A 10,669-nucleotide genomic window follows, 5' to 3' on the forward strand; every position below is an offset into this window, starting at 1 on the left:
GGAGGGGGCGGAGCCGTTTCCGGGGCTGCCCCCCGGCCCCGCATGTTTTCGTCTGCGGACCGTGCTGGGTCGCGCGCGCAGTTCCCCGCGCCCCTAGGCACCAAGGGGCGCGGGGAACTGCACGACCAGCCACAGACACCCCGCAGACGACCCCGGGCCAATCAGGGGCGCGGGGAACTGCGCGACCAGCCACCACCGACCGGCAGACGAACCCCCGGCAGCACAGGGGCGCGGGGAACTGCACGACCGGCCACAGACACCCCGCAGACGACCCCCGGGCCAATCAGGGGCGCGGGGAACTGCGCGACCAGCCCACCACCGACCCGCGGACGACCCCCGGCAGCACAGGGGCGCGGGGAACTGCGCGACCAGCCCACCACCGACCGGCAGACGACCCCCGGGCCAATCAGGGGCGCGGGGAACTGCGCGACCAGCCACCACCGACCCGCAGACGAACCCCCGGGCCAATCAGGGGCGCGGGGAACTGCGCGACCAGCCACCCACCGGCCTGCGGACGAGCAGCAGGCAACAGGTGGCCCGCGCACGCCCCTGGGTGCGACGAAGGGCGGCCACCCCCCTCCACGGGGGTGGCCGCCCTTGTCTTTCAGCTAAGCGGCCTGCTCAGGGGCGCTTACTTGCCCTTCGCGGCTTCCTTGAGCTTCGAGCCCGCGGAGACCTTCACGCTGTAACCGGCCGGGATGTCGATCGGGTCGCCGGTCTGCGGGTTACGAGCGGTACGAGCGGCACGGTGGGTGCGCTCGAACGTCAGGAAGCCGGGGATGGTGACCTTCTCGTCGCCCTTGGCGACGACCTCGCCGACCGTCTCGGCGAGAGCGGCCAGAACGGCGTCGGCGTCCTTGCGGGTCACCTCGGCGCGGTCGGCCAGCGCGGCCACCAGCTCACTGCGGTTCATGTTCTTACTCCCGTGTTCTTCTTGCCTGTGAGGCGTGCCACGCGGCGGAAGCCGCATGTTGGGTTCAGCGAAACCGATGCTGCCAGGGCCCTCGGACAGTCCCCGGACCCGGGTCCGTGTGCACGACCTCGCGTCCTGGGGGTCCCCCCTGGACGAAGTCCTTGGGGGAGCATCCTGCCCCCACCTGTGGCGGTAAAGCCAATCCGGCACCCTTCGGAGTCACACGAAAAGCGCCAGACCCCCGTCGTGGTGACGCTCCGTCGACTCCCTGGAGACTCGCTGGAACCGCCGGGGCGGATGCGGTTCATGGTCCGCCACCCTACGGGCGGCTCCGCGGCCCCGCATCCCACGACGCGCCGGAGCTCAGGCGGACGCCGCCTGGGCCGCCGTACGTACCGCCCCCGCCACCGCGCCCGCGACCTTGTCGTTGAAGACCGACGGGATGATGTAGTTCGGGTTGAGCTCGTCCTCGGTCACCACGTCGGCGAGCGCCGTCGCGGCGGCCAGCATCATGTCCGTGTTGACCGTACGCGACTGGGCGTCCAGGAGGCCGCGGAAGACACCGGGGAAGACCAGCACGTTGTTGATCTGGTTCGGGAAGTCCGAGCGGCCGGTGGCGACCACGGTCGCGGTCTGGCGCGCGACGGCCGGGTCGACCTCGGGGTCGGGGTTCGCGAGCGCGAAGACGATGGCGCCCTCGGCCATCGCGGCCACGTCGTCGCCGTTCAGGACGTTGGGGGCGGAGACGCCGATGAAGACGTCCGCGCCGACCACGGCCTCGCGCAGCGAGCCCGTCAGGCCCTCCGGGTTGGTGTTCTCGGCGATCCAGCGCAGCGCGGCCATGTCGGAGCCGGCGCCGGCGCCGTTGAGATCCGCGCGGCCCGAGTGGACGACGCCCTGGATGTCGGCGACGACCGCGTTCTTCACCCCGGCCGCCAGCAGCAGCTTCAGGATGGCCGTACCGGCCGCGCCCGCGCCGGACATGACGACCCGTACGTCCCCGATGCCCTTGCCCACCACGCGCAGCGCGTTGGTCAGCGCGGCCAGCACCACGATCGCGGTGCCGTGCTGGTCGTCGTGGAAGACGGGGATGTCCAGCGCCTCGCGCAGCCGCGCCTCGATCTCGAAGCAGCGCGGGGCGGAGATGTCCTCCAGGTTGATGCCCGCGAAGCCGGGGGCGATCGCCTTGACGATCGCGACGATCTCGTCGGTGTCCTGGGTGTCCAGGCAGAGCGGCCAGGCGTCGATCCCGGCGAACCGCTTGAAGAGGGCCGCCTTGCCCTCCATGACCGGCAGCGCGGCCTTGGGGCCGATGTTGCCGAGGCCGAGGACGGCGGAGCCGTCGGTGACGACGGCGACCGAGTTGCGCTTGATGGTGAGGCGGCGGGCGTCCTCGGGGTTCTCGGCGATCGCCATGCACACCCGGGCGACGCCCGGGGTGTAGATCATCGAGAGGTCGTCACGGTTGCGGATGGGGTGCTTGGACGCCATCTCGATCTTGCCGCCGAGGTGCATCAGGAACGTACGGTCGGAGACCTTGCCGAGCGTGACGCCCTCGATGCCGCGCAGCTTCCCTACGATCTCGTCGGCGTGTGCGGTGGAGGTGGCCGCGATGGTGACGTCGATCCGCAGCTTCTCGTGGCCGGAGGCGGTCACGTCGAGGCCGGTGACCGAACCGCCGGAGGACTCCACGGCCGTGGTGAGCTGGGAGACCGCCGTTCCGCTGGCGGGCACCTCCAGCCTGACCGTCATCGAGTACGAGACGCTGGGCGCCGTTGCCATGACCGGGTTCCTCTGCTTTCCCTAGCTTCGTTGCTGACGCCGACCCGGGCTGTGACCGGGCAACGCCATCCGATGTTCGCACCTACCGGCTGGTAGCCGGTAACGGGGCCCTCATTCCGGAAAACAGTTTCCACCATACGAGATATGATCGATCGGCGGAAGACCCGGACAGCACAACAGGCCCACGTCATCCGAGGATGACGTGGGCCTGTCGCTCACGCTGAGACACCGGCCCGCCATGCTCGCCTCGCGGCAAGTGGTCGCTCGAAGCGACTAAGGTTGGGCCCGGGGGCTTGGATCGAGCCGGTGCCGTAACCAGGCTAACAAACCACTCCGGCAAGTGATTCGACCATCGCGGGTTGACTTCGGCGGATTTTCCGGGGAGTCCGGCGTTCCGGACATTCCGGGTGGTCCGGGGTGGGTCCCGCCGTTAGTCCCGCAGCAGGTCCGGCACCCCGTCCGCGTCCGGCTCGTCGCCCTGGCCCGAGACCACGGTGAGCTGCTGGGTCGCCCGGGTGAGCGCCACGTACAGCACGCGCAGTCCGGCCGGCGACTCGTCGGCGATCTCCGCCGGGGAGACCACCACCGTCGCGTCGTACTCCAGCCCCTTCGCCTCCAGGCTGCCGAGCGCCACCACGCGCTCCCCCAGGCCCGCCAGCCAGCGCGCCGCCTGTTCGCGGCGGCGCATCGCCACGACCACGCCCACCGTGCCGTCGACCTGCTCCAGCAGCCGGGCCGCCTCCTCCCGCACCGACTGGGCGAGATCGGGACCGGCCACCGCGAAGCGCGGCTCGACGCCGGTGGAGCGGACCGCCGCCGGGGACTTCATCCCCGGCATCGCCAGCGCCAGCACCCGGGCCGCCAGCTCGGCGATCTCGGCCGGGTTGCGGTAGTTCACCGTCAGCTCGAAGCGGCGGCGCGGGCGCGAGCCCAGCGCCTCGTCGCGGGCGGCGGCGGCCTCGTCCGGGTCGGACCACGAGGACTGGGCCGGGTCCCCGACGACCGTCCAGGTCGCCGTGCGGCCCCGGCGGCCGACCATGCGCCACTGCATCGGCGTGAGGTCCTGCGCCTCGTCGACGATCACATGCGCGTACTCGGTGCGCTCCTGGGCCAGCCGCTCGGCGCGCTCGCGCTGGGTCTCCTCGCGCTGCGGCATCAGCTCCTCCAGGCCGGTGAGCGCGTCCAGCGGGTCGTACTCGCGCTTCCTGCGGGGCCTGGCCGGGGTGCCCAGCAGCGTCTGGAGCTCGTCCAGGAGCGCCACGTCGTGCACCGACAGGGGCCCCTGGCCGCTCGCGTCCAGCCGGGAGAGGGAACGGGCCAGGCGCCGGGTCTCACCGGGCGTCAGGACCCGCCGGGCCCAGCGGGCCAGGCGCCGCTCGTCGCCCATCGCCGCGAGCACCCCGCGCGGGGTGAGCTCGGGCCACCAGGCGTCCAGGAACGCGATGAAGGCGTCCTCGGAGGTGATGTCGTCGTCGAAGGACGAGCGCAGCTCGGCGGCCAGCTCCGGGTCGGTGTGGCGGCCGGCCGCGCCCGATCTGCTCCACAGGGCGTCCAGCAGCAGCTTGCGGGCGCGCGGGCGCAGCAGGTTGACCGGCGCGGTGCCGGACAGCGCCGCGTGCCGGATGCGGCGCAGCTCCTCGGCCTCCAGCTCGACGCGCCGCCCGAAGGCGACGACCCGCAGCCGAGTGGGGGTGACGGCCGTCCCGGCCTTCTCCCCGCCCTCGCCGCCCTGTCCGGCCTGTCCGGCCTGTCCGGCCTGTCCGGCCTGTCCGGCCTCCTCGCCGAGGGCGAGCTGCACGTTGTCCCGGGCGGGGTTGCCCCGCCGGGTCCTGGCGCGCGATGGGTCGGCCGTCTCCAGGGCCCCGCGCGCCGCCTTGCGCAGCACATGGAGCATCCGGGAGGAGCCCTTGATCCGGGCGACGGCCGGCTCGTCGTACGCCGTGGCCTCGGCGCCGTCGACCAGGCTGCCGACCGCGCGGATCGCCACCTGGCCCTCCTCGCCGAGCGAGGGCAGCACACCCTCGGTGTACGCCACGAGCAGCGGGGTCGGGGAGACGATCAGGATGCCGCCCGCGTACCGGCGGCGGTCCTGGTAGAGCAGGTACGCGGCACGGTGCAGCGCGACGGCGGTCTTGCCGGTGCCGGGGCCGCCCTCCACATACGTGACGGACGCGGCGGGCGCCCGGATCACCAGGTCCTGCTCGGCCTGGATGGACGCCACGATGTCCCGCATCGTGTGGCTGCGGGCCTGGCCCAGCGCGGCCATCAGGGCGCCGTCGCCGACCACCGCCAGCTCGGCGCCGTCGAGCGTCGCGGTGAGCTCCGGGCGCATCAGGTCGTCCTCGACGCCGAGCACCTTGCGGCCCTTGGAGCGGATGACGCGCCGGCGCACCACCCGGCCCGGGTCGACCGGGGTGGAGCGGTAGAACGGCGCGGCGGCGGGCGCGCGCCAGTCGATGACCAGCGGCGCGTAGTCCGAGTCGAGGACGCCGATACGGCCGATGTGGAGCGTTTCGGCGATCTCGGCGTACTTGCCGCTCCCGTCCTCCCGTACGGCCCCCTCGGCGGGCTCCACGGCCGTGTAGGCCCCGTCGGGGCCCTTCTTGCCGTCCTGCCCGAGCAGCAGGTCGATCCGGCCGAAGAGGAAGTCCTCGAACTCGTTGTTCAGGCGGTTGAGGTGGATCCCGGCCCGGAAGACCTGGGCGTCCCGTTCCGCCAGGGCTCCGGGCGTTCCCACCTGGCCGCGCTGGGCGGCGTCGTTCATCAGGAACTCCGCCTCGTGGATCTTCTCCTCCAGGCGGCGGTACACCCTGTCCAGGTGTTCCTGTTCGACTCCGGTCTCACGGTCTCTGACCGAGTCGACAGCGGCTTCCTGCGCGGCCACCGGGGGCCCCCTTCTGACGTGCATTGGGCAGCCGTCAACCGTACGCCAAGGGGGCGGGTCTGTCAGGCGGTGACCGGTCGCTCGGCCGGTCACCGGTCAGGCCGGAACGTCCACCAGGGCCTTGCCATCGAGGGTCCGGACCTCGAAATGATCAATCTGGTCCCGGTTCATGGCGGTACCGCCGTGCACATAGAGCGGGTACTCCGCCTCCTTGTGCGGGCTGTCCTTGATCCCGTACCCCCACGTGGGCACCGCCCAGGTCGTCACGGTCTCCTGCTCGCCGTCGCGGCCGATCGCGATGAGGCTGCACTTGAGCGGGCCCTTCACGTTCTTCAGCTGGAGGACGGTATGGGTGCCCCAGCCCTTCTTCTCGGTGCCGACGGTGGCGGTGACTCCGGTCGTCGCGTCGGTCGCCGCCACCTTCTGGGTCATGTGGTTGAAGAACGCGTCCTCGGCCGGGCTGGTCGGGTGCGGCTCGACGGTCGCGCTCTGGTGCGTACCACCGTCGGAGGTGGCCACCACGGCGATCGCCGGGCCGCCCACGATCAGCGCGGCGGCTGCCGCCACCAGGTACGTGGTGCGGCGCCTGCGCCTGGCCCGGCGCGCCGCCACCTCGTCGATGAGCCGCTCGCTCATGCTCGGCGGCGCCGGCCGCAGCGGCCTCGCGGCGGGGCCCGGGAACTCCTTCAGGGTGGCGAGGAGCGGTTCCATGCCGCCGAGCCGGTCGAGCTCGGCCGCGCACAGGTCGCAGCCCGCCAGATGGGCCTCGAAGGCGGTGGCCTCGGCGTCGTCGAGGATGCCGAGCGCGTACGCGGCGACCGCCTCGTGCTCGGACTGGTACTCCGGTGTGCTCATGCCGTCACCCCCCGTTCCTCCAACGCGAGTTTCATGGACCGCAGGGCGTAGAACACCCGGGACCTGACGGTCCCGCTCGGCACGCCCAGCACTTCGGCCGCTTCATTGACCGTACGTCCTTTGAAGTACGTCTCGACCAGCGCCTCGCGATGTGCGGGTGTCAGGTCGTCGAGCGCGTCAGAGAGCGTCATCAGCCACAGCGCCTTGTCGATCTCGTCCTCCGCGGGCATGACCTCCAGCGGCGACGGATCGACCTCCTGCGGCCGGGCCTGCCGGCTGCGGTGGCCGTCGATGACGATGCGCCGTGCGACCGTCACCAGCCAGGGGCGGACCGAACCGGTCGCTCTGTTGAGCTGACCGGCGTTCTTCCAGGCACGGATGAGCGTCTCCTGCACGACGTCCTCGGCCCGCTGACGGTCACCGGCGACGAGACGGAGCACATACGCGAGCAGCGGGCCCGCGTGTTCGCGGTAGAGCGCCCGCATCAGCTCCTCGTCGGGGACGGAGCGGTGCCGGGCGCCTTGCGGACGGTCATCGGCCACGGCGGCATCCTTGCGCACCAGAACCTCCCGGTCGAGACCCGGCCGGCGCGCGGGTCGCGTTCCGGCTCACCTCTCCATACGGGCGGTTGTCCGTAACCATTCAAACGCCGGGCCAGAAATGTTTGGCGGGCCCCCGGCCCGGCTGACCAGCTGACCGGCCGGGGCGTGCCGGGCGTCGCGGGGCAGGCGGGACTTCCGCCACCCGCCCCGGGTCTCACAGAGCCGCGGCGGCCGTGCGCCGCCGGTGGCGCGCCACCCGCTCCCGGTTGCCGCACACCTCGCTGGAGCACCAGCGCCGGCGCCGCCCGCGGGAGGTGTCCAGATAGAGCCGGAAGCAGTTGTCGCCCTCGCACCGGCGCAGCCGGGACCGGTCCTGCGGGTCGGTGAGCAGCTCCACCGCGTCCCGGGCCACCACGGCGAGCAGGGCGGTGCAGTCGGGGGCGCCGCTGAGGCCGCGCACCAGCCGCCCGTCGGCGCCGCGGATCGCACGTACGCCCGGGGGTGCGGCGGCGGCCAGGGCGTTGACCCGCTCCAGCGCGGCGGTGGCCGCCCCGCCGCGCCCGCCGAGCTCGGCGTCGACCAGCTGCCCGATGTGCTCGCGCAGGTCGGCGAAGCGCGCCAGCCACCGCCCGTCCGCCTCCGGGAGCGGGGTGCCCGGCGGCACGAGCCCGGCGCCGACGAGCCACTGCCGAAGCCGCCCGGCGCTGTCCAGCTGATCACTGTCGTACGCCCCGGTCGCCACCAGATCCAGACAGATCCGCCCGGAGTCGAACCGCAACATGCGCCACCGCCTTGGGGGTTGCCGGTGCGTGCCGTACCCCCAGAGTGCCCGCCCGGCGGCGGCGCCGGAAGCCCTCCTGCCGGGCGCGGCCGGACCGGCCCGCGCCCCGGCGTGGTCCCTTGGCCCGGCCGCTCCTCAGCCGTCCGCGTACTTCGCGTCCGCCGCCGGGTCGAGGGCCAGCCGGTAGCCGCGCTTGACCACGGTCTGGATGAGCTTGGGGGCGCCCAGGGCCGTACGCAGCCGGGTCATCGCGGTCTCCACGGCGTGCTCGTCGGTGCCCGAACCCGGCAGCGCCCGGAGCAGGTCGGCGCGCGAGACGACCCAGCCGGGCTGCTGGGCGAGGGCGCGCAGCAGCGACATCCCGGCGGGCGGGACGGGCCGCACCTCGCCGTCGACCAGGACGGCGTGGCCGCGGATCTCCACCCGGCGTCCGGCGATGGGCAGGGCCCGCGCCCGGGCGGGCAGTTCGCAGCAGAGCAGCTGGACCAGCGGCCCGAGCCGGAACCGCTCGGGCGAGACGGTCTTGATCCCGCGCGCCTGGAGCGGCAGCGCGGTGACCGGCCCGACGCACGCGGCCAGCACGTCCCGGTCGAGGGCCCGCAGCAGCTCGGTGAGCTGCCCGCGCTCCTCGGCCCGGGAGAAGAGGGAGGCGGCGGCGGGCGCGCTGGTGAAGGTGAGCGCGTCCACGCCGCGGGTCAGGGTGAGGTCGAGCAGCCGGTCGAGCGGGCCGAGGTCCTCGGGCGGCAGCCACCGGTAGACGGGGACGCCGACGACCTGGGCGCCGCCGGCCCGCAGCGCCTCCACGAAGCCCGGCAGCGGCTCCCCGTGCAGCTGCACGGCGATCCGGCGGCCCTCGACGCCCTGCTCCAGGAGCCGGTCCAGGACCTCGGCCATCGAGTCGGACGAGGGCGACCACTCCTCGGTGAGCCCGGCCGCCCGTATCGCGCCCTTGGCCTTCGGCCCCCGCGCCAGCAGCTCGGTGGCGGCGAGCCGGGCGAGCAGCGACTCGCCGAGCCCCCAGCCGTCGGCGGCCTCCACCCAGCCCCGGAAGCCGATCGCGGTGGTGGCGATGACGATGTGCGGCGGCTCGTCGATCAGCTCCTTGGTGGCCGAGAGCAGCTCGCCGTCGTTGGCGAGCGGCACGATCCGCAGGGCGGGCGCCTGCACCACGGCGGCGCCGCGCCGCTGCAGGAGCGCCCCCAGCTCGTCGGCGCGGCGGGCGGCGGTGACTCCGACCGTGAACCCGGCGAGGGGTCCGTGCTGTGTGTCGACCATGGCTCTCCAACCGGGGTGGTGCGGCGGCTGGCCCGAGCCTGTCAACCCCGCGTGACAGGCTCGGTTCGCGCGCGTGTCCCCCGCGTTACGGCGGGGGCGGGCGCGCGTGGTCCGTGTGACCTATTAGACCTCGGCGTATACGGGTTCGGAGGGTGTCCGGGCCCGGACCGGACGGCGAAGGTATACCGCCCAAGTGGTCGTGAAACACGCCGCGTAGAAGGCGAGGAAGGAGACGAAGGCGGCGGTTCCGGTGCCGCCCGTCATGAACGACTGGCGGAAGGCGAGGTTGATCCCGAGGCCGCCGAGCGCGCCGACGGCGCCGATCAGCCCCATGGCGGCCCCGGAGAGCCGCCGTCCGTACGCCGCCGCTGCCTCGCCCGCCATGCCCTCGGAGACGGCCCTGGCCTGGAAGATCGCCGGGATCATCTTGTACGTGGAGCCGTTGCCGAGTCCGCTGAGCACGAAGAGCGCGATGAAGCCGACAAGGAAGACCCCGAGCGACTTCTGTACGGAAGCGAAGATCACCACTCCGGTCGCTGCGGCCATCGCGGCGAAGGTCCACAGGGTGATCCGCGCCCCGCCGACCCGGTCGGCGAGCGAGCCGCCGATGGGCCGGATCACGGAGCCGAGCAGCGGCCCGATGAAGGTGAGGGAGGCGGCCTGGAGCGGGGTGCGCCCGAACTGGGTCTGCAGGACAAGCCCGAAGGCGAAGCTGTAGCCGATGAACGACCCGAAGGTCCCGACGTACAGGAACGCCATGATCCAGGTGTGCCGGTCGCGTACGGCCTCCAGGGCGGCGCCGGTGTCGTTCTTCACGGGCGCGAGGTTGTCCATCCGCAGCGCGGCCCCGAGCGCCGCGGCCACGATGAGCGGCACGTACACCCCGAGCACGATCCGCGGGTGCGTGGCCCCGGCGGTGCCGATGACGAGCAGCCCGATGAGCTGCACGACGGGCACCCCGATGTTGCCGCCGCCCGCGTTGAGGCCGAGCGCCCACCCCTTCTTCCGCAGCGGGAAGAAGGAGTTGATGTTGGTCATGGAGGAGGCGAAGTTGCCGCCGCCGATGCCGGCGAGGGCGGCGACGAGCATGAAGGTGGTGTACGAGGTACCGGGCTCCATCACGGCGAACGCGGCGCCCGCGGGCACCAGCAGCGACAGCGCGCTGAAGATGGTCCAGTTCCGGCCACCGAACTTGGCAACGGCAAAGGTGTACGGAATCCGTACGACCGCTCCGACGGCGGTGGCGGTCGAGATGAGGAAGAACTTCCCGGCGGGGTCGACGTGGTAGGCGGGCCCCATGAACAGGACCATCACCGACCACATGGTCCAGATGGAGAACCCGATGTGCTCGGAGAACACCGAGAACCACAGGTTCCGCCGGGCGATCCGCTCCCCGGTCCGCTCCCAGAACACCTCGTCCTCGGGATCCCACTCCTCGATCCAACGGCCTTTCATGACGCCTCCCTGATCGACGGGTCGTAGCGCTGCGGCGCACGGGACCGTCACCGCCGGCTGGTTCCGGACACCGACGGTAGGGAGACCGCATTTCACCCCCGTGCCGCCGCGTGACCGCCGCGCAACCTTGTGTTCACGCGGGCTGGCTGGATGCGGTGAGGCCGCCCCCCCCTCCCCCGCCC

Annotated in this window: 8 protein-coding genes; all 8 read right to left on the minus strand. The window is 72.7% G+C overall.

Annotation, left to right across the window (positions count from 1 at the left end; translation table 11 throughout):
- Positions 1–631: 631 nt before the first annotated feature.
- The gene (locus ACJA3G_RS19455; protein ID WP_015033921.1) at positions 632–913 is read right to left on the minus strand and encodes an HU family DNA-binding protein; all 282 of its coding nucleotides are present in this window, start codon (positions 911–913) and stop codon (positions 632–634) included.
- A 363-nt stretch (positions 914–1,276) separates the two neighbouring features.
- Positions 1,277–2,695 carry an NAD-dependent malic enzyme gene (locus ACJA3G_RS19460; RefSeq protein ID WP_406554290.1) on the minus strand — a complete coding sequence of 473 codons (1,419 nt, stop codon included), beginning with the start codon at positions 2,693–2,695 and terminating at the stop codon, positions 1,277–1,279.
- A gap of 430 nt (positions 2,696–3,125) precedes the next feature.
- On the minus strand, positions 3,126–5,579 hold the full coding sequence (locus ACJA3G_RS19465) for a HelD family protein (protein WP_406554291.1): 2,454 nt from the start codon (positions 5,577–5,579) through the stop codon (positions 3,126–3,128).
- A 96-nt stretch (positions 5,580–5,675) separates the two neighbouring features.
- Positions 5,676–6,434, minus strand: coding sequence for an anti-sigma factor family protein (locus ACJA3G_RS19470; RefSeq protein ID WP_406554292.1), 759 nt, complete (start codon positions 6,432–6,434; stop codon positions 5,676–5,678).
- Complete coding sequence (locus tag ACJA3G_RS19475) at positions 6,431–6,994, minus strand: sigma-70 family RNA polymerase sigma factor (RefSeq protein ID WP_101388525.1); 564 nt, start codon at positions 6,992–6,994, stop codon at positions 6,431–6,433. The genes ACJA3G_RS19470 and ACJA3G_RS19475 overlap by 4 nt, the downstream gene beginning before the upstream one ends.
- 196 nt (positions 6,995–7,190) lie before the next feature.
- Positions 7,191–7,757, minus strand: a complete 567-nt coding sequence (locus ACJA3G_RS19480; RefSeq protein ID WP_406554293.1) for a CGNR zinc finger domain-containing protein — start codon at positions 7,755–7,757, stop codon at positions 7,191–7,193.
- A 135-nt stretch (positions 7,758–7,892) separates the two neighbouring features.
- Positions 7,893–9,032: a uroporphyrinogen-III synthase gene (locus ACJA3G_RS19485; RefSeq protein ID WP_406554294.1), complete on the minus strand. Its 1,140-nt coding sequence runs from the start codon at positions 9,030–9,032 to the stop codon at positions 7,893–7,895.
- Positions 9,033–9,155: 123 nt separating this feature from the next.
- Positions 9,156–10,487, minus strand: coding sequence for an MFS transporter (locus ACJA3G_RS19490; protein WP_406554295.1), 1,332 nt, complete (start codon positions 10,485–10,487; stop codon positions 9,156–9,158).
- Between the last annotated feature and the right edge of the window lie 182 nt (positions 10,488–10,669).

The sequence above is a fragment of the Streptomyces sp. YS-3 genome, assembly GCF_045257485.1.
Classification (GTDB): Bacteria; Actinomycetota; Actinomycetes; order Streptomycetales; family Streptomycetaceae; genus Streptomyces.

Bases quoted from the DNA above. Each gene is read 5' to 3' on its own strand.
- ACJA3G_RS19485 (WP_406554294.1), bottom strand. From the start codon at position 9,032: ATGGTCGACACACAGCACGGACCCCTCGCCGGGTTCACGGTCGGAGTC.
- ACJA3G_RS19490 (WP_406554295.1), bottom strand. From the start codon at position 10,487: ATGAAAGGCCGTTGGATCGAGGAGTGGGATCCCGAGGACGAGGTGTTC.
- ACJA3G_RS19455 (WP_015033921.1), bottom strand. From the start codon at position 913: ATGAACCGCAGTGAGCTGGTGGCCGCGCTGGCCGACCGCGCCGAGGTG.
- ACJA3G_RS19460 (WP_406554290.1), bottom strand. From the start codon at position 2,695: ATGGCAACGGCGCCCAGCGTCTCGTACTCGATGACGGTCAGGCTGGAG.
- ACJA3G_RS19470 (WP_406554292.1), bottom strand. From the start codon at position 6,434: ATGAGCACACCGGAGTACCAGTCCGAGCACGAGGCGGTCGCCGCGTAC.
- ACJA3G_RS19480 (WP_406554293.1), bottom strand. From the start codon at position 7,757: ATGTTGCGGTTCGACTCCGGGCGGATCTGTCTGGATCTGGTGGCGACC.